At 75.4% G+C, this 23,087-nt stretch carries 13 protein-coding genes; 7 read left to right on the forward strand and 6 right to left on the reverse strand.

Going from position 1 to position 23,087, the window contains the following annotated elements; all coding sequences use genetic code 11:
* The first annotated feature begins 80 nt into the window (after positions 1–80).
* The 7 genes from ACFTWP_RS25375 to ACFTWP_RS25405 all read left to right on the forward strand — a co-directional run bounded on the left by ACFTWP_RS25375 (position 81) and on the right by ACFTWP_RS25405 (position 16,907).
* Complete coding sequence (locus ACFTWP_RS25375) at positions 81–9,737, forward strand: amino acid adenylation domain-containing protein (RefSeq protein ID WP_380267069.1); 9,657 nt, start codon at positions 81–83, stop codon at positions 9,735–9,737.
* Between the two features lie 88 nt (positions 9,738–9,825).
* Positions 9,826–10,050 (forward strand): MbtH family protein, encoded by a 225-nt coding sequence (locus ACFTWP_RS25380; protein WP_380262620.1) that lies wholly within the window; start codon positions 9,826–9,828, stop codon positions 10,048–10,050.
* Between the two features lie 107 nt (positions 10,051–10,157).
* Positions 10,158–12,011: an ABC transporter ATP-binding protein gene (locus tag ACFTWP_RS25385; protein ID WP_380267070.1), complete on the forward strand. Its 1,854-nt coding sequence runs from the start codon at positions 10,158–10,160 to the stop codon at positions 12,009–12,011.
* Complete coding sequence (locus ACFTWP_RS25390; protein ID WP_380267072.1) at positions 12,004–13,797, forward strand: ABC transporter ATP-binding protein; 1,794 nt, start codon at positions 12,004–12,006, stop codon at positions 13,795–13,797. The genes ACFTWP_RS25385 and ACFTWP_RS25390 overlap by 8 nt, the downstream gene beginning before the upstream one ends.
* A 109-nt stretch (positions 13,798–13,906) precedes the next feature.
* Positions 13,907–14,737, forward strand: a complete 831-nt coding sequence (locus ACFTWP_RS25395; protein ID WP_380267073.1) for a siderophore-interacting protein — start codon at positions 13,907–13,909, stop codon at positions 14,735–14,737.
* The gene (locus ACFTWP_RS25400; protein ID WP_380267074.1) at positions 14,734–15,795 is read left to right on the forward strand and encodes a FecCD family ABC transporter permease; all 1,062 of its coding nucleotides are present in this window, start codon (positions 14,734–14,736) and stop codon (positions 15,793–15,795) included. The genes ACFTWP_RS25395 and ACFTWP_RS25400 overlap by 4 nt, the downstream gene beginning before the upstream one ends.
* Positions 15,792–16,907 (forward strand): FecCD family ABC transporter permease, encoded by a 1,116-nt coding sequence (locus ACFTWP_RS25405; protein WP_380267075.1) that lies wholly within the window; start codon positions 15,792–15,794, stop codon positions 16,905–16,907. The genes ACFTWP_RS25400 and ACFTWP_RS25405 overlap by 4 nt, the downstream gene beginning before the upstream one ends.
* An 84-nt stretch (positions 16,908–16,991) precedes the next feature.
* On the opposite strand, the gene ACFTWP_RS25410 is transcribed toward ACFTWP_RS25405, so the two are convergent.
* The 6 genes from ACFTWP_RS25410 to dhbA all read right to left on the reverse strand — a co-directional run bounded on the left by ACFTWP_RS25410 (position 16,992) and on the right by dhbA (position 22,694).
* Positions 16,992–17,474, reverse strand: coding sequence for a GNAT family N-acetyltransferase (locus ACFTWP_RS25410; RefSeq protein WP_380267076.1), 483 nt, complete (start codon positions 17,472–17,474; stop codon positions 16,992–16,994).
* Positions 17,471–18,289 (reverse strand): ABC transporter ATP-binding protein, encoded by an 819-nt coding sequence (locus ACFTWP_RS25415; RefSeq protein ID WP_380267077.1) that lies wholly within the window; start codon positions 18,287–18,289, stop codon positions 17,471–17,473. The genes ACFTWP_RS25410 and ACFTWP_RS25415 overlap by 4 nt, the downstream gene beginning before the upstream one ends.
* Entirely contained in the window at positions 18,286–18,918 is a 633-nt protein-coding gene (locus ACFTWP_RS25420) for an isochorismatase family protein (protein WP_380267078.1), read from the reverse strand. The genes ACFTWP_RS25415 and ACFTWP_RS25420 overlap by 4 nt, the downstream gene beginning before the upstream one ends.
* Positions 18,919–19,044: 126 nt before the next feature.
* Positions 19,045–20,634 carry a (2,3-dihydroxybenzoyl)adenylate synthase gene (locus ACFTWP_RS25425; RefSeq protein WP_380267079.1) on the reverse strand — a complete coding sequence of 530 codons (1,590 nt, stop codon included), beginning with the start codon at positions 20,632–20,634 and terminating at the stop codon, positions 19,045–19,047.
* The gene (locus tag ACFTWP_RS25430) at positions 20,631–21,842 is read right to left on the reverse strand and encodes an isochorismate synthase (protein WP_380267081.1); all 1,212 of its coding nucleotides are present in this window, start codon (positions 21,840–21,842) and stop codon (positions 20,631–20,633) included. The genes ACFTWP_RS25425 and ACFTWP_RS25430 overlap by 4 nt, the downstream gene beginning before the upstream one ends.
* Before the next feature lie 108 nt (positions 21,843–21,950).
* The gene (gene dhbA, locus ACFTWP_RS25435; protein ID WP_380267082.1) at positions 21,951–22,694 is read right to left on the reverse strand and encodes a 2,3-dihydro-2,3-dihydroxybenzoate dehydrogenase; all 744 of its coding nucleotides are present in this window, start codon (positions 22,692–22,694) and stop codon (positions 21,951–21,953) included.
* Positions 22,695–23,087: the final 393 nt, after the last annotated feature.

Raw genomic sequence — 23,087 nt, forward strand, 5'->3', positions numbered from 1 at the left:
ACGAGCAGCCCGCCGCGCCGTCCGCGCGGCGAACCGCGCACCAGCCCACCCGTCCGACCACACCCGGGACCGAGAACACCGTGACGCACCCCACCGACCCGACCGACCCGACCCGCCGGCCGCAGGCCGACCAGCCGCAGGCCGAGTCCCGGCTGGAGGACGTCTACCCGCTCTCCTCCCTCCAGGAGGGCCTGCTCTTCCACGCCCTCTACGACGACGAGGCCCGGGACGTCTACGTCGTGCAGTCCCACCTCGACCTCGCGGGCGCCGTCGACACCGCGCGGCTCGCCGCCGCGGTGGACGCGCTGCTGCTGCGGCACGCCAACCTGCGGGCCGGCTTCTGGTACGAGGACCCGGAGGCGATCGTCCAGTTCGTCCAGCGCACCGTGGCGACCCCGCTGCGCGAGCTCGACCTCAGCGGCGCCGACGCGCCCGACGAGGCCGTCCGGGCGACCATGGACGAGGACTGGCACCACCGCTTCGACCTCGGCGCCCCGCCACTGCTGCGCCTCACCCTGCTGCGCCTGGCCACCGGCCGGTCCCGGCTCGTCATCACCTGCCACCACCTGCTGCTGGACGGCTGGTCGATGCCGATCCTGGTCCGCGAGCTGCTGGCCCTGTACGGATCCGCGGGCGACGCCTCCGTGCTGCCCGCCGTCCGCCCGTACAAGGACCACCTGGCGCTGCTCGCCGGCCGGGACACCGCCGCCGCCGAGACGGCCTGGCGGACCGAGCTGGCCGGGTTCGGCGCCGCGCACCCGGTGGCGCCGGGCGCGGCGGCCGGCGCCGCCGAGGAGCCCGGCACGGTCGAGCTGACCGCCGGACCGGAGCTGTCCGCCGCGCTGGCCGCCGCGGCCCGCGGTCGCGGCCTGACCCTGGGCAACGTCGCGCACACCCTGTGGGGCGTGCTGGTCGGCTCGCTCACCGGCACCACGGACGTGGTCAGCGGCACCACCGTCTCCGGCCGCCCGGACGACCTGCCCGGCGCCGAGTCGATGGTCGGCCTGTTCATCAACACCGTGCCGGTTCGAATCCGGCTCCGCGCCGGTGCGACCCTCGCGCAGAGCGCCGCCGAGACGCAGACCCGGCAGGCCGAGCTGCTGGCCCACCAGCACCTGGGCCTGGGCGCCGTCCAGCGGGTCGCCGAGGTCGACGGCGCGCTCTTCGACACCCTGCTCGTGGTGGAGAACTACCAGGGCGGCGGCGACGCGCTCGCCGAGGCCCTGGGCTCCGTCGAGGGCCTGGCCGTGACCGGGCTCGGCGCCCGCGACGCCACCCACTACCCGCTCACCATGTCGGTGCTGCCCGGCGCCGACCTGCGGCTGGAACTCGGCTACCGCACCGACCTGTTCGAGGCCGCCGAGGCGGAGCGGATCACCGCCCGGTACCTCGCCCTGCTGGCCGCCTTCGCCGCCGACCCCGACACCCCGCTCGCCCGCCTCGACCTGCTGCCCGCCGACGAACGCGCGGCCCTCGCCCGGGCCGCCGCCGGCGACCCGCACGACGTGCCGGCCGGCACCGCCGCCGACCGCTTCGCCGCGCAGGCCGCCCGGACCCCGCGGGCCCGCGCCCTGGTCGGCCCGCTGCTCGCCGGCGACGGCGTCGAGGAGCTCGGCTACGCCGAACTCGACGAGCGCGCGGACCGGCTCGCCCGGCTGCTGCTCTGCCGGGGCCTCGGCCCCGACCGGATCGCCGCCCTTGCCCTGCCCCGCTCCACCACCACCGTCACCGCGGTGCTCGCCGTGCTCAAGGCCGGCGGCGCCTACCTGCCGCTCGACCTCGACCACCCCGACGAGCGGCTCGCCCTCGTCCTCGACGACGCCCGCCCGGCCGTGGTGCTGACCACCCGGGAGGTCGCCGACCGGCTGCCCGAGGTGCCCGGCGCCGTCACCCTGCTGCTGGACGACCCGGCCACCGCGGCCGCCCTCGCCGCGCTGCCCGGCGGACCGCTCACCGACACCGAGCGCGGCGGCCCGGTCGACCCGGCGGGCGCCGCGTACGTCATCCACACCTCCGGCTCCACCGGCCGCCCCAAGGGCGTGGTGATCCCGCACACCGGCCTCGCCAACCTGGTCCACGACCATCTGGAGACGGTCTTCGCGGACGCGCTGCGCGCCACCGGCCGCGAGCGACTGCGGGCCCTGCACACCGCCTCGTTCTCCTTCGACTCCTCGTGGGAGCAGCTGATCTGGCTGATCGGCGGCCACGAACTGCACGTCCTCGGCGAGCGGGACCGCCGCGACGCGGAGGCCGTCGTCGGCTACGTCCGCGCGCACCGCGTCGACACCCTGGACGTCACCCCGTCGTACGCGCAGCAGCTCCTCGACTCGGGCCTGCTCGCGGGCGCGCACCGGCCGCCCGTGCTGCTGCTGGGCGGCGAGGCGCTGCCCGCGCCGCTGTGGGCGCGGCTGCGCGCCGAGCCCGGGGTGACCTGCGTCAACTACTACGGGCCGACCGAGTTCACCGTCGACGCCCTGGTCGCCGACCTGGCGGACTCGGCGGAGCCGAGCGTCGGCCGCCCGCTGCGCGGCACCCGCGCGTACGTGCTGGACGCCCTGCTGCGGCCCGTCCCGGCGGGCTCCCCCGGCGAGCTGTACCTCGCGGGCGCCCAGCTGGCCCGCGGCTACCTCGGGCGCCCCGGCCTGACCGCCGGCCGCTTCGTCGCCGACCCGTTCGCGACCGGCGAGTCGATGTACCGCACCGGGGACCTGGTGCGCCGCCGGGCCGACGGCACGATCGACTTCCTCGGCCGGGTGGACGACCAGGTCAAGATCCGCGGCTACCGGATCGAGCTGGGCGAGATCGAGGCCGCCCTCACCGCCCTGCCGGGCGTCGCCCGGAGCGCGGTGCTGGTGCGCGGCGCCGCGGTGGACCGCCTGGTCGCCTACGTCGTGCCCGCCCCGGGCGCGGAGCTCTCCGCCGACGCGCTCGGCGAGGCGCTGGCCGCCCGGCTGCCCGAGTACATGGTGCCGTCCGCGTTCGGCGTGCTCGCCGAACTGCCGCTGACCGTCAACGGCAAGCTCGACCGGGCAGCCCTGCCCGAGGACGCCCTCGACTTCACCGGTCTCGGCACCGGCCGCGCCGCCGGCACCGAGACCGAGGAACTGCTCTGCGAGCTGCTCGCCGAGGTGCTGGGCCTGCCCGGGGTCGGTGCCGAGGACGACTTCTTCCGCCTCGGCGGCGACTCCATCTCCTCCGTCCGCCTGGTCGGTGCCGCCCGCGCCGAGGGGCTGTCGCTCAGCCCGCGCGACGTCTTCGAGCAGCGCACGCCCGCGGCCCTGGCCGCCCTCGCCGACCGGCGCGAGGCCGCCGACCGCGACCCCGCGCTCCCGGCCCTGCCGGCGCCGTCCGAGGAGCTGCTGGCCACGGTGCGGTCGGCCGTGCCGAAGCTGGACGTCGAGGACGTCTGGCCGGTGTCGCCGCTCCAGGAGGGCCTGCTCTTCGAGGCCGGCTACGACGACCGGGCGCTGGACGTCTACACCTCCCGCGACGTCGTCACCCTCACCACCCGGGTGCCGGCGGACGTCCTGCGCGCCGCCGTCGCCACCGTGCTGGAGCGGCACGCCAACCTGCGCGTCGGCTTCCTCCAGGACGGCCTGGAGCGCCCGGTGCAGTTCGTGCCGCGCGCCGTGGACGTACCCCTCACCGAGACCGACCTCGGCGCGCTCGACGAGGCCGCCTTCGCCGCCGAGCTGCACCGGATCAAGGAGGCCGAGGCGTTCACCCGCTTCGACCTCACCGCCCCGCCGCTGCTGCGCCTGGTCTCGGTGCTCGCGCCGGACGGCCGCCAGCACATCCTGATCACCAACCACGCGCTGCTGTGGGACGGCTGGTCCTCCGGCCTGTTCCTGGAGGAGCTGCTGACGCTCTGCCACGACGGCGCCGCGGAAGCCCCCGCCGGGCTGCCGTACCGCGACTTCCTCGGCTGGCTCGCCGCCCAGGACACCGCGCAGGGCCGGGCCGCCTGGCAGCGCTCGCTGGACGGCCTCGACGAGCCGACGCTCATCGCCCCGCAGGCCCGCGAGCGGGCCGCCGTGCTCCCCGAGGAGGTCGTGCTCGCCGCGCCCGCCGGGCTCTCCGAGCGCGTCGCCGCGTACGCCCGTGACCACGCCCTGACCCTCAACACCGTGCTGTCCGGCGCCTGGGCGCTGCTGCTGGCCGGGCTGACGGCCCGCCAGGACGTGGTGTTCGGCGCGACCGTCTCCGGCCGCCCGGCCGAGCTGCCCGGCATCGAGCGGACGATCGGCATGTTCCTCAACACCGTGCCCGTCCGGGCCCGGCTGGACTCCGCCGAGAGCGTCACCGCCTTCCTGACCCGGCTCCAGGCCGAGCAGGCCGAGCTGCTGCCGCACCACCAGGTGAGCCTGGGCGAGATCCAGCGCGGCACCGGCTTCAACCGGCTCTTCGACACCCTGCAGGTGCTGCGCAACACGCCCGCCGACGACGAGCTCCGCGACCGGATCCGCACCGCGCTCGGCGTGCAGCAGGTCACCGACGTCGACGCCACGCACTTCCCGCTGATCTTCATCACCAACCCGGGCGACACCCTGGGCTTCGAGTGGAAGTACCGCCCCGACGTCTTCGACCGCGACACCGTCGAGCAGCACGCCGAGCGGCTGGTCTCCCTGCTGGAGCAGATCACGGCGCCGGGCGGCCTGCTGGTGCGCGAGGTCGACGTGCTGACGGAGCGGGAGCGCGGGCTGATCCTCGGCGAGTGGGCGGACACCGCCCGCGAGCTCCCGGACGCCTCGGTCGCCGACCTGCTCGCCGAACGCGCCGCCCTCGTGCCCGACGAGACCGCCCTCGTCTTCGGCACCGACACCTGGACCTACGCCCAACTCGACGCCCGCGTCAACAAGCTCGCCCGGCTCCTCACCGCCCACGGCGCCGGCCCCGAGAAGGTCGTCGCCCTCGGCCTGCCCCGCTCCCTCGACATGGTCGCCGCCCTCTTCGCCGTCCTGCGCGCAGGAGCCGCCTACCTGCCCCTCGAACTCGACTACCCCCGCGAACGCCTCGCCTTCATGGTCGAGGACGCCAACCCCGTCTGCCTCGTCACCGACTCGACGGCGGCGGCGCTGATGCCGGAGGCGGCGCACGTCCTGCTGCTGGACTCCCCCGAGGTCCGGGCCGAGCTCGCCGAACTGCCGGGCGACCGCTTCGCGGTGCCGTACACCCCGGACGCGCCGGCGTACGTGATCTTCACCTCGGGCTCCACCGGCCGCCCCAAGGGCGTCGTCACCCCCTACCACGGCCTGACGAACATGCAGCTCAACCACCGCGAAGCCATCTTCGACCCGGTCGTCGCCGCCGCCGACGGCCGACGCCTGCGCATCGCCCACACCGTCAGCTTCTCCTTCGACATGTCATGGGAGGAACTCCTCTGGCTCGTCGAAGGCCACGAAGTGCACGTCCTGGACGAGGCACTGCGCCGCGACGCCCAGGGCCTCGCGGACTACTGCGCCGCGCACGCCGTCGACGTCATCAACGTGACGCCCTCCTACGGCCAGGCCCTCGTGGAGTGCGGCCTGCTGGACGAGGACCGGCACCGCCCCGTCCTCGTCCTGCTCGGCGGCGAAGCCGTCGCCGAAACCCTCTGGACCACCCTGCGCGACACCCCCGGCACCACGGGCTACAACCTCTACGGCCCCACCGAATACACCATCAACACCCTCGGCGGCGGCACCCTCGACAGCCCCACCGCCACCGTCGGACGCCCCATCTGGAACACCATCGCCCACGTCCTCGACCACCACCTCCGACCCGTCCCCATCGGCGTCCCCGGCGAGCTCTACATCAACGGCATCGGCCTCGCCCGCGGCTACCTCGACCGCCCCGCCCTCACCGCCGAACGCTTCCTCGCCGACCCCCACGGCAACCCAGGCGACCGCATGTACCGCACCGGCGACATCGTCCGCTGGCGCACCGACGGCCTCCTCGACTTCCTCGGCCGCGCCGACGACCAAATCAAAATCCGCGGCTACCGCATCGAACCCGGCGAAATCGAAGACACCCTCACCACCCACCCCCACATCACCCACGCCACCGTCCTCGTCCGCGAAGACACCCCCGGCATCAAACGCCTCACCGCCTACCTCGTCCCCACCGACCACACCATCGACATCCCCGCCATCCGCAACGACCTCGCCGGCCGACTCCCCGAATACATGGTCCCCACCGCCTTCGTCGTCCTCGACACCCTCCCACTCACCGTCAACGGCAAACTCGACCGCAAGGCACTCCCCGCCCCCGACAACACCGGAACCGGCACCGGCCGGGCCCCGCGGGACGCCCGCGAGGAGATCCTCTGCGGTCTCTTCGCCGAGGTCCTCGGCCTGGCCGAGGTCGGCCCCGAGCAGCACTTCTTCGACCTCGGCGGGCACTCACTGCTCGCCACCCGCCTGGTCGGCCGGGTGCGCTCGGCACTGGGCGTGCAGCTCGCCGTCCGCGACCTCTTCGAGGCGCCGACCCCGGCCGGACTCGCCCACCGCGCCGCCGCCGGCGGCGACCCGCGCCCGGCGCTCACCCGCCGCGAGCGGCTGGCCGAGCTGCCCCTGTCGCACGCCCAGCGCCGCATGTGGTTCCTGCAAAACCTCGACGACTCGGGCGCCGCGTACAACGTGCCGCTGGTGGTGCGGGTCTCCGGCCCGCTCGACCTGGACGCGCTGCGCGCCGCCGTCCGCACCGTCTCCGAGCGGCACGAGAGCCTGCGCACCGTCTTCACCGAGCAGGGCGGCCGCGTGTTCCAGCAGGTGCTGGACGCCGACGGCACCGTGCACGTGGTGGCGTCCGCCGAGGAGCGGCTCGCCGCGGACGTGCAGGCCGCCGTCCGGTACGGCTTCGACCTCGCCGTGGAGCGCCCGCTGCGGGTCACCGTGCTGGAGCTCGGCCCGGCCGACCACGCCCTCGTGCTGCTCTTCCACCACATCGCGGGCGACGAGTGGTCGATGCTGCCCTTCATCGACGACCTGACCGCCGCCTACGGCGCGCACACGGCCGGACCGACACCCGCCCGGGCACCGCTGCCCGTGCAGTACGCCGACTACACCCTCTGGCAGGAGGACCTGCTGGGCACCGGCGACGACCCGCAGAGCCTGCAGAACCGTCAGATCTCCTACTGGAGGCAGGCCCTGGCCGGGCTGCCGGAGGAGCTGGCCCTGCCGACCGACCACCCGCGCACCCCGGCCGCCGGGTACCGCGGCGACACCGTGCACGCCCGGGTCGGCCCGGAGGTGTACCGCGGGCTGCGGGACGCCGCCCGGGCCACCGGCACCACCACCTTCATGGTGCTGCAGGCCGCGGTGGCGACCCTGCTGCACCGCCTCGGCGCCGGCACCGACATCCCGCTCGGCGCGCCGGTCGCGGGCCGCTCGGACACCGCGCTGGACGGGCTGGTCGGCTTCTTCGTCAACACCCTGGTGCTGCGCAACGACCTCGCCGGCGACCCGACCTTCGCCGAGCTGCTCACCCGCACCCGGGACACCGACCTGGCCGCCTTCGCCCACCAGGACCTGCCGTTCGACCGGCTCGTGGAGGCGGTCAACCCGCCGCGCGTGCCCGGCCGCCACCCGCTGTTCCAGGTGATGCTCGGCTACCAGCACAACGACGGGGCGGCCGGCCGGCTGCTCGGCCTGGAGAGCCGGATCCTGCCGTTCGAGCTGGGCGCCGCCAAGTTCGAGCTGGACTTCAACTTCGAGGAGACCTCCTCCGCGGAGGAGATCGACATCGCCTTCGAGTACGCCGCCGACCTGTACGACCGGTCGACCGCGGAGGCGCTCGTGGAGCGGCTGCTCACCGTGCTGGCGCAGGTCGCCGCCGACCCGGCCCGCCGGATCGGCGCCCTGGACGTGCTGACGGAGCGGGAGCGCGGGCTGATCCTCGGCGAGTGGGCGGACACCGCCCGCGAGCTCCCGGACGCCTCCGTCGCCGACCTGCTCGCCGAACGCGCCGCCCTCGTGCCCGACGAGACCGCCCTCGTCTTCGGCACCGACACCTGGACCTACGCCCAACTCGACGCCCGCGTCAACAAGCTCGCCCGACTCCTCACCGCCCACGGCGCCGGCCCCGAGAAGGTCGTCGCCCTCGGCCTGCCCCGCTCCCTCGACATGGTCGCCGCCCTCTTCGCCGTCCTGCGCGCAGGAGCCGCCTACCTCCCCCTCGAACTCGACTACCCCCGCGAACGCCTCGCCTTCATGGTCGAGGACGCCAACCCCGTCTGCCTCGTCACCGACGCCACCGCCCTCGGTCGGATGCCCGAGCACCCCGGCCTGTTGCTGCTCGACGCGCCCGCCGTGCAGCAGGAGCTGGCGTCCCTGCCCGGCACGCCGTACACCGTGCCCTACCGGCCGGACGCGCCGGCGTACGTGATCTTCACCTCGGGCTCCACCGGCCGCCCCAAGGGCGTCGTCACCCCCTACCACGGCCTGACGAACATGCAGCTCAACCACCGCGAAGCCATCTTCGACCCGGTCGTCGCCGCCGCCGACGGCCGACGCCTGCGCATCGCCCACACCGTCAGCTTCTCCTTCGACATGTCATGGGAGGAACTCCTCTGGCTCGTCGAAGGCCACGAAGTGCACGTCCTCGACGAGGCACTGCGCCGCGACGCGGAGGCGCTGTCCGCGTACTGCGCCGAGCACCGGATCGACGTCATCAACGTCACCCCGTCCTACGCACAGGCACTGGTCGAGCAGGGCCTGCTGGACGAGGACCGGCACCGCCCCGTCCTCGTCCTGCTCGGCGGCGAAGCCGTCGCCGAAACCCTCTGGACCACCCTGCGCGACACCCCCGGCACCACGGGCTACAACCTCTACGGCCCCACCGAATACACCATCAACACCCTCGGCGGCGGCACCCTCGACTCCCCCACCGCCACCGTCGGACGCCCCATCTGGAACACCATCGCCCACGTCCTCGACCACCACCTCCGACCCGTCCCCATCGGCGTCCCCGGCGAGCTCTACATCAACGGCATCGGCCTCGCCCGCGGCTACCTCGACCGCCCCGCCCTCACCGCCGAACGCTTCCTCGCCGACCCCCACGGCAACCCCGGCGACCGCATGTACCGCACCGGCGACATCGTCCGCTGGCGCACCGACGGCCTCCTCGACTTCCTCGGCCGCGCCGACGACCAAATCAAAATCCGCGGCTACCGCATCGAACCCGGCGAAATCGAAGACACCCTCACCACCCACCCCCACATCACCCACGCCACCGTCCTCGTCCGCGAAGACACCCCCGGCATCAAACGCCTCACCGCCTACCTCGTCCCCACCGACCACACCATCGACATCCCCGCCATCCGCAACGACCTCGCCGGCCGACTCCCCGAATACATGGTCCCCACCGCCTTCGTCGTCCTCGACACCCTCCCACTCACCGTCAACGGCAAACTCGACCGCAAGGCACTCCCCGCCCCCACCGCGGCGGACTTCACGGCCGCCGGGCCGCGCCGGCAACCGCGGTTCGCCACCGAGCGGACCGTGCACGCCGCCTTCGCGGACGTGCTCGGGCTGCCGGAGCTGGGGATCGACGAGAACTTCTTCGAGCTCGGCGGGCACTCGCTGCTGGCGATGGCCCTGCTGCAGCGGGTGCGCGCCGAGTTCCACGGCGAGCTGTGCCTGGCCGACCTGCTGGCCCGGCCCACGGTGGCGGCCCTCACCGGGTTCCTCGTGGAGAACCTGGTCGACAGCGCCCTCGGCCTGGACGGCGCGGACCGGGCACCGAGCTGCTCCGACTAGCACCGGCCCCGGCCCCGCCCCGGGCCTCCACCGACCCCTCCCCATCGAATCCCCATCGAACCGACCGACCACCGAGAAGGACGACGACATGAGCACCACCAACCCGTTCGAGGACGACGACGCCCGCTACTTCGTGCTGGTGAACGCCGAGAACCAGCACTCGCTGTGGCCCGCCTTCGCCGAGGTACCGGCCGGCTGGACCGTCGTCCACGGCGAGGACAGCCGTCAGGCCTGCACCGACTACGTGGACACCCACTGGACGGACATGCGCCCCGCCTCCCTCATCGCCCGCACCGCGGCCACCACCACCTGACCGACCCCCGGGGGCGGCGCCACCGCACCGCCCCCGGCCCCGGCCCCCGAGGCCGCCGGACCCACCCGGTCCGACGCCCCGACCGCAACGAACAGACGGACCGAAGCGTGAGCACCCATCAGACGGATCCACCCGGCGCACCGGACGACGGCATGACCGCCGAGCGTCTCGCGGACGAGGACCTCGACCCCGGAGCGCTCTCCCCCGAGCGCCGCCGCCGGGCCCGGGCCCTGCTGCGCGGCTCGCTGCGCCCGCACCGGGCCCTCGTGGCCGCGGCCATGATCGCCGCCGCCGTCCGCCAGGTGGCACTGCTCGCCGTGCCCTGGTGCGTCGAGAAGGCCCTCGACGAGGGCCTTCAGAAGCACGACCGGCAGGCGCTGCTGGCCTGGTGCGCGGCCACCGCGGGCGCCGCGCTGGTGCAGTTCGCCGGCCTGTACGCCTGGCAGTACTGCGCCGGGTACGCGGATGCCAAGGTGGGCGCCGACCTGCGGTCCCGGCTGCTGCGCCACCTCGCGCTGCTCGACCGGGCGGCACTCGGCTCGCGCGGCCACGGCGACCTCGCCATGCGGGCCACCCGCGACACCGACCTGGTGCGCGAGTGGGTCCACGGCCTGGCGATCTGGGTGGTGCTCGGCACCACCTTCGTCGTGGTGCTGCCGGCCCTCGCCGCGCTCGACCTCAGCCTGCTGCTGGTGGCGCTCGGCACCCTGCCGTTCCTGGTCTGGGTCAACCTCCACTTCCCCAAGCGGTTCGCGGCGGCCAGCGGCGAGCTGTCCCGCGCGCACGGCGTCCGCGCCGACGCCGTGGCCGACCTGCTCCAGGTCGGCACCGGGCTGCGCGGCACCGGCGGGCACCGCCCGCTGGTCGACCGGCACCACACCGCGAGCGCCGAGGTCACCGCCCGTACCGTCGACGCCGCCCGGATCGAGGCGAGTTGGGCGGCGATCGCCCCGTTCGTTCCGCGGCTCGCGGTGGCGGCGGGCGTCGGGATCGGCGGACTCGCCGTCCTGGACGGCCGGCTCGGCATCGGCGGCCTGGTCGCCTTCACCTCCTGGATGGCGATCATCACCCTGGCCACCCGGGTCCTGGTCGACCGGATGCTGGAGCGCGGCCAGGCCGACGTGGCCGCCGCGCGCATCGACGAGGCGCTGTCCCTGCTGCCCGAGGTCGCCGAGCCGGCCGCCGGCACCGCCCGGCCGCTGCCCGCCACCGGCGCGCTCACCCTGGCGGGCGTCAGCGCCGTCCGGGACGGCCGCACCGTGCTGGCGCCGCTCGACCTGACCGTCGCGCACGGCGAGTTCGTCGCCGTCAGCGGCGCCACCGGCTCCGGCAAGTCCACCCTCCTGCGGCTGCCCGTCCGGCTCGACGACCCGGCCACCGGCACCGTCGCCTACGGCGGTACCGACCTGCGCACCGCCGCGCTGGACGAGGTCCGGGCCCGGATCGCGTACGTCGCCCAGCGGCCGGTCCTGCTCTCGGGCACGGTCGCCGACAACCTGCGGCTCGGCCGGGACCTCGACGAGGCCGCGCTGTACGAGGCCTGCCGCACCGCGGGCATCCACGACCAGCTCGCCGCCATGCCGGACGGCTACGCCACCGAGCTGGGCGAGGGCGGCACCGCGCTCTCCGGCGGTCAGGTGCAGCGCCTGGCGATCGCCCGCGCACTGCTCGGCGACCCGAAGGTGCTGCTGCTCGACGACGCCACCTCCGCACTGGACACCGCCACCGAGCAGCTGGTGCTGGACCGGCTCCGGGCCTGGGCCGCGGACCGGACCCTGGTCTTCGCCACCCACCGCACCGCCGTGCTCGCCGCCGCCGACCGGGTCGTCCGGCTCGGACCGCCGCCGGAGCGGCCGGAGCAGCCCGAAAAGCCGGCCCCGACCGACCGGACCGACCAGGCCGACCAGGCCGACGCCGCCGGCATCCCGCAGACGACCCCCGTGGAGGTGGGCCGTGGCTGAGCAGCCGCTGCTGAACGACGAGGCCGACGAGCGCGCGGTCCTGCGCCGCGCCGCACCGTACCTGCGCCCGCACCGCACCCGGCTGGCCGGCGCGCTCGCCGTGGGCCTGGCCGACTCGGCCGCGCTGGTGGCCGTCGCCCCGCTGATCGGGCTGGCGGTGACCGCCGTCCGCGACGGCGACCGCGCGGGCCTGGGCCTGGCCGTCGCGCTGCTGGCGGCCCTCGGCGCGGCCCAGCTGCTGTTCGCCCGGGCCGGCGAGCTGATGCTGATCCGGGCCGGCGAGGAGGTGGTCCGCGGGCTGCGCGAGCGCGCCGTCGAACACCTCGCCACGGCGCCGTTGCGGTTCCTGGAGACGCACCGCAGCGGGGAACTGCTGCGCCGGGCGACCGGCGAGGTCGCCGAACTGGCCGCCTTCGTCCGGCTGCACCTGCGCAACCTGGTGGCCTCGACGGCCACCCTGGTCTTCACCCTGGTGGTGCTGGGCTGGTACTCCTGGCTGCTGCTGCTGGTGCAGCTGGCCGTCTTCCTGCCGCTGACCCTGCTGGTGACGCGCTGGTTCCAGCGCGACGCCTCGGCCGCGTTCGGCGGCAAGGCGGGCGCGGAGGCGGCCGTCGCGGCCACCTTCACCGAGACCCTGACGGCCCGTGAGGCGCTGCAGACCGCCCGCGGGCTGGCCGGCTGGACCAGGCGCTTCGACCGGGAGAACGCCCACGCGGTGCGCACCGCGGCCCGGGCGCTGCGGGTGGAGAACCGGATCGACCTGGTCAGCCTGATCGAGGGGCTGGCCCTGGTGGTGCTGCTGGTCGTCGGCGGCTGGCTGGTCACCGAGGGGCGGCTGCCGCTGGCCACCGTGGTGGTCTTCGTGGTGGCCAGCCGCAACCTCTTCGACTCCTTCACCGACCTCTCGCAGCTCGTCGGGGAGGCCCAGACCGCGCGGACGGGCCTGGCCCGGCTGCTCGACCTGCTGGCGGCGACCTCGCCGGAGGAGCCTGCGGCGGCGACCGAGCGGCTTCCGCTCCGCGGCGAACTGCGCTGCGAGGCAGTCGAGTTCGGCTACCGAGCCGAGGGCAGTGCGCTGCACGCCGTCACCCTCGCCTTCCCCGCCGGCAGCCGGACCGGCGTGGTCGGCGAGACGGGTTCGGGCAAGACCACCCTGTCGAAACTGCTCTGCGGGCTGTACCGGCCGGACGCCGGGTCGGTGCGCTTCGCCGGGGCCGACCTGCGGGGGATCCCGGAGGAGGAGCTCCGCCGCCGGGTGGTGCTGGTGCCGCAGGAGGTCCGGCTGGTGTCCGGCACGGTCGCGGAGAACCTGGCGCTGGTCCAGGGCGCACCCGACCGGGCCACGATCGAGCGGACGGTCGATCAGCTGGGCCTGCGGGAGTGGATCGCCGACCTGCCGGACGGGCTGGACACCGAGGTGGGCCAGCGCGGGGGCCGGCTGTCCGCGGGCGAGCGGCAGATCCTGGGCGTGGTGCGGGCGGTGCTGGCCGACCCGGCGGTGCTGGTGCTGGACGAGGCCACCGCGGACATCGACCCGGTGACCGCCGGCCGGTTGGAGCACGCACTGGACGAGCTGCGCGCGGACTGCACCCTGGTGGTCATCGCGCACCGGCCGGCGACCATCGCCCGGCTGCCGCGGGTGGTCCGGCTGGACGGCGGGCGGCTGGTTCCGGGCGACGCCGACGGGTGGCCGGCTCCGGACGACGCCGACGGCGGGGCCGTGGAGCGGCCCGGGTCCGGAGCGGCCGCGCGGCGGGCACCCTCTGGTACGCCCATCGCAGGTTAGGCTAACCTAATGTCCGACGAGTGCCCCCGCACCGCCGGCCCGTCACCGGGCCCGCGGCCCGGGGGCACTGGTCCAGGCGGCGCCACACCTCACCGGATAGGGCTGAACGATGACCACCGAGACCGCACCACCGCGCATGCGCATCGTCCGCCACCCCCTCAGGTACCGCCTCCTGGAGGTCCGGCGGGTCCACCGGGTGACGCCGGGCACCGTCCGGGTCACCTTCGCCGGCCCGGCCCTGGAGGGGTTCTGCGAGCAGGCGCCGACCGACCACGTCAAGCTCTGCTTCCCCGAGCCCGGTGCCGAACTCCCCGTCGAGCCGGTGGTGGAGAACGACACCTGGATGGACGCCCCGGTCGAGCCGATCACCCGTGACTACACGATCCGCCACTACCGGCGCGACGTGCAGGAGTTGGACATCGACATGGTGCTGCACGGCACCGGCGTCGGCTCCGGTTGGGCCGCCGCGGCCCGACCCGGGATGCGCCTGGGCGTGTTCGGCCCGCGCGGCTCGGAGGAGATCCCCTTCGTCCACGACTGGTACCTGCTCGCCGCGGAGGAGACCGCGCTGCCCGCCCTCGCCCGCTGGCTGGAGATGCTGCCCGCCGGCGTCCGGGTGATCGCCTTCGCCGAGGTCCCCGGCCCCGCCGACGAGCAGGTCGTCGAGACCGCCACCGACCTCACCCTCACCTGGCTGCACCGCGGCGACGCCGCCCCCGGCAGCACCGACCTGCTGGAGCGCGCCGTCCGCGCCGCCGAACTGCCCGAGGGCACCGGGTTCGCCTGGATCGCCGGCGAGGCCAACACCCTCCGGCCGATCCGCCGCCACCTGCGCAACGAGCGCGGCCTGACCAAGGACCAGGTGGACGTCGACGGGTACTGGAAGCGGGGCGTGGCCAACCACGACCACCACGAGGACGAGCACACCGACCACGCATGAGTACCACCGCACTCCACCCGGCCCCCCGCGCGGCCGACGGCCCGCCGAACCGCGCGTACCGCACCCGCCGCAAGCTCGCCTGGCTGCTCGGCGGCCTGGCCCTGCTCGGCGTCCTCGCGGTCGCCGGCATCGCCGTCGGCTCGCGGTACATCCCGCCCGCCCAGGTCCTGCACGTGCTGCTGCACCGCGAACCGACCTCGGACGACTGGATCGTGGTGCACCACGCCCGCATCCCGCGGACCCTGCTCGGCATCGCCGTCGGTGCGGCGCTCGGCCTGGCCGGCGCCCTGATGCAGGCCATGACCCGCAACCCGCTCGCCGACCCCGGCCTGCTCGGCGTCAACGGCGGCGCGGCGGCGGCCGTCGCCTGCGCCACCGCGCTGCTCGACCTGCGCAGCTTCGGCGCGTACGTCTGGTTCGCCCTCGCCGGAGCCGCCGTCACCGCGCTCGTGGTGCACGTCCTCGGCTCGGCCGGGCGGTCCGCCGCGACACCCGTCCGCCTGGCGCTCGCCGGTACGGCGGTCACCGCCGTGCTGACCGCGGTGGTCAACGGCCTGATCCTGCTGGACCCGCTCACCCTGAACCGGTTCCGGTACTGGCAGGTCGGCACGCTGGCCGGGGTGGACGCCGCCGTGCTCGGCCAGGTGCTCCCGTTCCTGGCCGTCGGCGGTCTGCTCGCCGTCGCCCTGGCCCGGCCGCTCAACGCCCTCGCCCTCGGTGACGACGCGGGGCACGCCCTCGGCGCCCGCCCGGCCCGCACCCGGGCGCTGGCCATGGTCGCCGTCACCCTGCTCTGCGGCGCGGCCACCGCCGCGGTCGGCCCGATCGCTTTCGTCGGGCTCGCCGTGCCGCACCTGGCGCGGTACGTCTGCGGGCCGGACCAGCGCTGGATCCTGCTGCTGTCGGCCGTCCTCGCCCCCGTCCTGCTGCTCGGCTCCGACATCGTCGGCCGGATCGCGCTGCACCCGGCCGAACTCCAGGTCGGCGTCGTCACCGCGCTGATCGGCGCACCGCTCTTCATCGCCCTGGTCCGAGGCCGGAGGATCGCCCACCTGTGAACAGCCGCACCGCCGTCGAACTCCCCCGGGGCGCGTCCGCCCGGCCCCCCGAACCGGCTCCCCGCCGACCGGTGCCGCTGGCCGCCGTCCGGCTGCCCGGCGGCCTCTCCGTGCGGCTGCACCGGCGGGCCGCCGCGGTCTGCGCCCTCGTCCTGGCCGTCCTGCTCGGCGTGGCCGTCTGGACGCTGACCCTCGGCGACTTCCCGATGCCCGCCGCCACCGTGGTCGACGTCCTGACCGGCGGCGGCAGCCGGGCCGAGCACTACATCGTGATGGAACTGCGGATGCCCCGGCTGCTCACCGCACTGCTGGTGGGCGCCGCGCTCGGACTGGCCGGGGCGCTCTTCCAGACCCTGGCACGCAACCCGCTGGGCAGCCCCGACGTGATCGGCTTCACGGTCGGCTCGGCGAGCGGCGCGCTGGCCGTGATCCTGCTGATCGGCGGCAGCGCCGCGACGGTCGCCGGCGGCGCCGTCGTCGGCGGACTCGTCACCGCCGCGCTGGTCTACCTGCTCTCCCGGCGCGGCGGCACCCAGGGCTACCGGCTGGTGCTGGTCGGCATCGGCGTCAGCTCGCTGCTCTCCTCGGTGAACGCCTACCTGATCGCCCGGGCCTCGTTCAGCGACGCGCAGAGCGCCGCCGTCTGGCTCACCGGGAGCCTCAACGCCCGGGGCTGGGAGCACGTCGTGCCGATGACGGCGGCGCTCGTCCTGCTGCTGCCCGCCGCGCTGCTGCTGGGCCGGCCGCTTCGGATGCTGGAGATGGGCGACGACGCGGCCTGCTCGCTGGGGGTGCGCGCCGAGCCGGTGCGGATCGGGCTGGTGCTGGTCGGCATCGCGCTGACCGCGGCCGCCACCGCCGCCGCCGGCCCGATCCCGTTCGTCGCCCTGGTCGCGCCGCAGGCCGTCCGGCGGCTCACCCGCGCCACCGGGCCGAACCTGGTCGGCTCGGCACTGCTCGGCGCCGTCCTGCTCGCCGCCTCCGACATCGCGGCGCAGCGGCTGCTGGCCCCCACCCAGCTCCCGGTCGGCGTCTTCACCGGCATCGTCGGAGGCGGCTACCTGGTGTGGCTGATCGCCGGTCAGTGGCGCAGCGGGCGGGCCGGATCGTAGGCGGCCCGGACGGGCCGGCGGCGCCGGAACGGCAAGCGGCGCCCGCGCGGGAGAGCGCGGGCGCCGAGTCCGGGCGGGGCCGTCTCAGGCCGCCGGCAGCGCCAGCCGGTACACCGTGGAGGCCCGCGCCGGGTCGAGCGCCGCGGCCCACCCGGTCGGGGCGAGGGCGGGCGGGACCTCCCGGAACCCGTACCGGACGAACAGCCGGCCGTCGCCGGTGGTCGCGGTGAACACCTCCCGCAGGCCCTGCCCGGCGGCCTCGGCGAGCACTCCCTCCACCAGGCGGCGGCCCAGCCCGGCGCCCTGCCGGCCGGCCCGCACGCACAGGTTGTAGAGCACTCCGGCCGCCGGGTGCGCCGGTTCGGCCGGCAGCGGGCGCAGCGCCACGCAGCCGTCCGGGCCGAGCACCCCGGGTGCCACCAGGAAGGCGCCGACCGCCGACCGGTAGTCGGCGATCGTGCGGCGGCGCAGCGCGCCGCTGCGCGCGAACGGCTCGGAGAGCCGGAAGAGGGTGTCGGCGTCGGCCTCGGTGGCGCGCCGCACCCCCTCCCGGACGGCCTGCGTCACCGGCGGGCGCCCGCGTGCCCGGGCGCCATCGGCACCACCAGCGGGGTGCCGGTCTGCGGGTCCTCGATGACCTGGCAGGGCAGGTCGAAGACCCGCTCGACCAGGTCGGCGGTGACGATCTCGGACGGCGGTCCCTCGGCCACCACCGCGCCGTCGCGCATCGCGATCAGGTGGGTGGCGTAGCGGGCGGCCTGGTTGAGGTCGTGCAGCACCGCCACCAGCGTGCGGCCCTGCTCCCGGTGCAGACGGGCGCAGAGGTCGAGCACCTCCACCTGGTGGGCGATGTCGAGGAAGGTGGTGGGCTCGTCCAGCAGCAGCAGCGAGGTCTGCTGGGCGATCGCCATCGCCAGCCAGACGCGCTGGCGCTGACCGCCGGACAGCTCGTCGACGTACCGGTCCGCCAGTTCCTCGACGTTCGTGGCGGCCATCGACTCGGCGACCACCCGCTCGTCCTCCCCGGACCACTGCCGGAACAGGCCCTGGTGCGGGTAGCGGCCGCGGGCGACCAGGTCCGCGACGGTGATGCCGTCGGGCGCGTTGGAGCTCTGCGGGAGCAGGCCGAGCCGGCGGGCGAGCTCCTTGGAGGGCAGTGCGCTGATCCGCTCGCCGTCCAGCAGCACCCGGCCGGCGGCCGGCTTCAGCAGCCGGGCGAAGGCCCGCAGCAGCGTCGACTTGCCGCAGGCGTTCGGCCCGACGATCACGGTGAAGGAGCCGTCCGGCACGGCCACCGACAGGTCGGTGGCGATGGCCCGCTCGCCGTAGCGCAGGCTGACGTCCTCGGCGACCAGGCGCCCGGCGGCGGGCTCGGTGCTCACTTGCCCTCCAGCAGCTGATCGGTGCCGACCACGACGGCGCACTTCTCGGCGGCCCAGCGCAGGGCCTGGTGGTGGCGTTCCTCGTCGAAGTCGGCGACGGCGTCGGCCACGACGAAGGCCTGGATGTCGCGCATCCACGCGTCGCAGGCGGTCATCAGGACGCCGATGTGGGCGTAGACGCCGACGATCACCAGCTGGTCGCGGCCGGCGGCCGCCAGCTGCTCGGCGAGGTCGGTGCGGACGAACGCGCTGTACTTCCACTTGGTCAGCATGATGTCGCCGTCGGCCGGGGCCACGATGTCCGGCACGGCCTGCGCGTGCTCGTCGGCCGGCAGGCCGGGGCCCCAGAAGTCCTGCTGGAGGCCGCGCTCGCGGGGGCTCTGGCCGCCCCGCTGGTGCGAGTACACCACCGGTACGTCGAGCCCGCGGGCCCAGGCCAGCAGCCGGGCGGTGTTGTCCAGGGCGGGGGCCAGCGGCGGGGCGTCCGGGGTGAACGCGGCCAGGAAGTAGTTCTGCAGGTCGTGCGCGAGCAGCACAGCGCGGGCCGGGTCGACCTGCCAGGGCACCTTCGGCGCGGGGATCGCCTCGGGGCCGGGCAGCGGGTAGGGGGAGATGCGGGGAAGTGCCATGGGTTCGTCTCTCGGGGCTCCGGGCTGCTCCTGGGGGCCAGGCGCAGGGCGGGTGCGGATGATGGGGGCGGGCCGGCGGGCGGCACGGTCGCGCCGGGCGTGACCGTGCCGGGGCCGGGGCCCGTCCTAGGCCGTGCGGAGGTCCTTCTTGCTGACCTTGCCGATGCCCGTCTGCGGGAAGGCGGTGACGAACTCGACCCGGTCGGGCACCTTGTAGTCGGCCAGGCCCGCGGCCCGGACGAAGGCCTTCAGCTCGACCGGCCGCGGGCGTTCGGCGTCGGGCCGCAGGATGACGTACGCGCAGCTCCGCTCGCCCAGGTAGTCGTCCGGGGTGGCCACCACCGCGGCGTCGTGCACCGCGGGGTGCGTGAGCAGGACGTTCTCGACCTCCTCCGCGGCGACCTTCTCGCCGCCGCGGTTGATCTGGTCCTTGGCCCGGCCCTCCACCACCAGGTGGCCGGTCGGGGTGCGGCGGACCACGTCGCCGGTCCGGTAGAAGCCCTCCGGGGTGAAGGCGCGGGCGTTGTGCTCGGGTGCGTTCCAGTAGCCGCGGATGGTGTACGGGCCGCGGGTGAGCAGGTGGCCGGTGCCGCCCTCGGGCACCTCGCGGTCCTCGTCGTCGACGATCCTGATCTCGTCGTCGGGTGAGATCGGGCGGCCCTGGGTGGTGAGCACGGTCGGCTCCGGGTCCTCCGGGCGGGTGTAGTTGACCAGTCCCTCCGCCATGCCGAACACCTGCTGGAGGCGGCAGCCGAGGGCCGGGCCGAGCCGGCGGGCCGCCGCCTCGCTGAGCTTGGCGCCGCCGACCTGCAGCAGCCGCAGGCTGGAGAGGTCGGCGCCGATCGCGGGGGCGGCGTCCGCCCAGGCCAGTGCCAGCGGCGGGACGAGGCCGGTCAGCGTCACCCGCTCGCGCTCGATCAGCGGCAGCGCGGTGCCCGGGCTGGGGTCGGGGGCGAGCACGACCCGGCCGCCCGCCCACAGGGTGCCGAGCGTGCCGGGCGAGCTGAGCGGGAAGTTGTGCGCGGCGGGCAGCGCGCACAGGTACACCGTGTCGGGCCCGAGTTCGCAGATCCGGGCCGACTCGCGGACGCTGTAGAGGTAGTCGTCGTGGGTGCGCGGGATCAGCTTCGGCAGGCCGGTGGAACCGCCGGAGAGCTGGAGGAAGGCCAGGTCGGAGGCGGCGGGCGGGGCGGGGAGGGCGGCGCCGCGCCCGGCGGCGCGCAGCGCCTCGACGGGGGTGTACGGCCCGGGGTCGCCGGTCACGACCACCTCGCCCAGCCCGGGTACGGCGGCGAGCACCTCGGCGGCCAGCGCGCGGTGGTCGAAGCCGGCGTGCCGGTCCGGGACGAACAGCGCCCGGGCGCCGGTGAACTCGCAGAAGTACGAGAGTTCGGCGCGCCGGTGCGCGGGCAGCGCCATGACCGGGACGACGCCGGCCCGCAGGGCGCCGAAGAACACCTCGAAGAACTCAACGGTGTTGGGCAGTTGGAGGACGATCCGGTCCCCGCGGTGGATCCCGCGGGCGACCAGTCCGGCAGCCAGCGCGTCCGCCCTGCGGTCGAGTTCGGCGTAGCTCCAGTTCCGGTCGCCGTCGGTGACGGCCGTCCGGTCGGGATGCCGGGCGGCGTGCCGGCGGACCATCGCGTCCAGCGGCTCGCCCGTCCAGTGGCCGGCGGCCCGGTAGCGGTCGGCGAACTCCTGCGGCCACCCGGTCACTTGCCCTCCTCCAGGCCCACCGCGTCCAGGAAGGTACGGAACTTCGCGGCGGTCTCGGCGAGTTCGTCGTCGGGCCGGGACTCGGCGACCACGCCGGCCCCGGCGAAGAGCCGCAGCCGGTCCCCCTCGACCTCCGCGCAGCGCAGCGTGACCACCCACTCGCCGTCGCCCGAGGCGTCGCCCCAGCCGACCACGCCGGTGTACAGGCCGCGGTCGAACGGCTCCAGGCCGCCGATGAGTTCGCGGGCGGCGAGGGTCGGCGTACCGCAGACGGCCGGGGTGGGGTGGAGGGCGAGCGCCAGGTCGAGGGCGGAGACCGCCGGGTCCGCCAGGGTGCCGGTGACGGTGGTGGAGAGGTGCCACATCGCGGCGGTGCGGATGAGTTCGGGGCGCTCGGGCACCAGGAGCTCCGAGCAGAACGGGGCGAGCGAGCGGCGTACCGCGTCGACGACGAACGCGTGCTCGGCGAGGTCCTTGGCCGACTCCAGCAGGGCGGCCCCGCGGGCCTCGTCCTCGACCGGGTCGGTGCTGCGGGCCGCCGAGCCGGCCAGCGGGTTGGAGACCACGGCCCGGCCCCGGCGGGAGACCAGGAGCTCGGGGCTGGCCCCGACCAGGGTGGCCTCGCCACCCGCGGGCACCGCGAAGGTGTACCCGTGCGGGTCGCGCCGGAGCAGCCGGGAGAGCATGGTGCGCAGGTCGACGCCGCCGGGCGAGGTCAGGTCGAGCGTGCGGGCCAGCACCACCTTGCGCAGGTCCGGGTCCCGGCCCATCAGGCGGACGGCCTCGGCCACGGCGGCCCGGTAGAGCACCGGCGCGGGCAGCGGCTGCTGCTGCCAGGCGGGGGCGGCGGCCGCCACCACACCGGTGGCGGGCGGCGCGAGCAGCAGCAGCGGCTCCTCCGCCGGCGGCGGGGCCCAGCGGACGGCGGCGGGCACGAACAGCCGGGCCGTGCGGTCGGCGGCGAACGGGATGGCACCGACGACCAGCGGGCGCACCGGACCGTCCGCGGCGAGCTCCCCGGCGGCCTCGCGGAGCGCCTCGGGGACGTCGGCCGGGTCGGGCACCGCTCTCCGGACGCCCTCGGCCAGCAGGGTGCCGGTCGGTCCTGCGAAGAAGGCGGCGTCCGGTCCCGCCCGGTAGCCGGCCAGCAGGTCGCCGGCGGAGGACAGCGGCACTATCGCGTCACGGGCTTCGAAGGCCGTGGTCATGATGCTCCGTTCGGAGGTTCGGTGGGGCGCCTTCGGCGGATCGGCCCCGGCCGCCGCGGCCCGATGCGGGGCCCGGGCGTCCGGGAGTACGTACGGTGCGGCCCGCCGTCAGGCACGGAGGGTCGCGCCGCCGTCGACGTAGAGGTCGTGCATGGTGATGTGCCGGGCGCGGTCGCTGACCAGGAAGGCGACGGCCTCGGCCACGTCCTCCGGGTCGGCGATCCGGCCGAGCGGGACGCCGACCCGGAAGGTGGCCGGATCTCCGTCGACGGCGCGCTGCTCGAAGTCCTCGCCGGCCCAGGACCACTGCATCTCGGTACGGGTGGATCCCGGTGAGACCAGGTTGCAGCGCACTCCGTCCCGGGCCAGCTCCAGGCCGAGGCAGCGGGTGAACATCGCGGTGGCCGCCTTGGAGGCGGCGTAGGCCGCCATGCCGGTCCGCGGGACCCCGGCCGCGTTGGAGCCGACGGTGAGGATCGCTCCGCGCCCGCGGGCCGCCATCCGGCGGCCGACCGCGCGGCTGGTGTGCATCACGCCGGTCGTGTTGACCGCGAAGGTCTGCGCCCAGTCGTCGTCGGTGATGGACAGGACGGGGGACGGGCGCAGGATTCCCGCGACGTTCACCAGGATGTCGAGCGGCCCGGTCTCCCGTTCGATCCGTTCCGTGAGGTCCTCGACGGCGGCGGCATCGGTGACGTCGAGCCGGGTGACGCCCGCATGGGGGGCGTTGCGGTCGGCGGCCACCACCCGGGCCCCGCGGGCGGCGAGCAGCGCGGCGACGGCCGCGCCGATGCCCTGGGCCGCGCCGGTGACCAGCGCGACGCGCCCCTGGAGTTCGGTGTCCACCGTCATGTCGCCACCGCCGCGCGGAGGGGGCCGCGACCGGACCCGGCGCTGCTGGCAGGGACGGTCTGACGACGCGTGGGAGGCGGCAACGAGCCCTCCGGGGTGAGTCGGGGCAGGATGAGCCGGGCCGGGGCCGCAGCACATTGTTAGGTTAGCCTAACCGTAGGGCGTGGATAAGCCGAGGGGCCTCGCCCGGATCCTCTCGTCCGGCACCAGACCACCACCGCGCCCCGACCCGCCCGACCCTCCGCCCGACCCCTTCCGTATCCGCCGACCGCCGACCGGCACTCCCTCGGGGCGGTCGCCGGACACGGCGGGTCCGCGTATCCGGGGCGACGACCGGTGACGACGACGGCCAGGTGTCGCCCACCACCGGCAGTGGTGGGCGACACCTGGCCC

It is taken from the genome of Kitasatospora sp. NPDC057015, assembly GCF_042673745.1.
GTDB lineage: Bacteria > Actinomycetota > Actinomycetes > Streptomycetales > Streptomycetaceae > Kitasatospora.

Bases quoted from the DNA above. Each gene is read 5' to 3' on its own strand.
- ACFTWP_RS25380 (WP_380262620.1), top strand. From the start codon at position 9,826: ATGAGCACCACCAACCCGTTCGAGGACGACGACGCCCGCTACTTCGTG.
- ACFTWP_RS25395 (WP_380267073.1), top strand. From the start codon at position 13,907: ATGACCACCGAGACCGCACCACCGCGCATGCGCATCGTCCGCCACCCC.
- ACFTWP_RS25400 (WP_380267074.1), top strand. From the start codon at position 14,734: ATGAGTACCACCGCACTCCACCCGGCCCCCCGCGCGGCCGACGGCCCG.
- ACFTWP_RS25420 (WP_380267078.1), bottom strand. From the start codon at position 18,918: ATGGCACTTCCCCGCATCTCCCCCTACCCGCTGCCCGGCCCCGAGGCG.
- ACFTWP_RS25430 (WP_380267081.1), bottom strand. From the start codon at position 21,842: ATGACCACGGCCTTCGAAGCCCGTGACGCGATAGTGCCGCTGTCCTCC.
- dhbA (WP_380267082.1), bottom strand. From the start codon at position 22,694: ATGACGGTGGACACCGAACTCCAGGGGCGCGTCGCGCTGGTCACCGGC.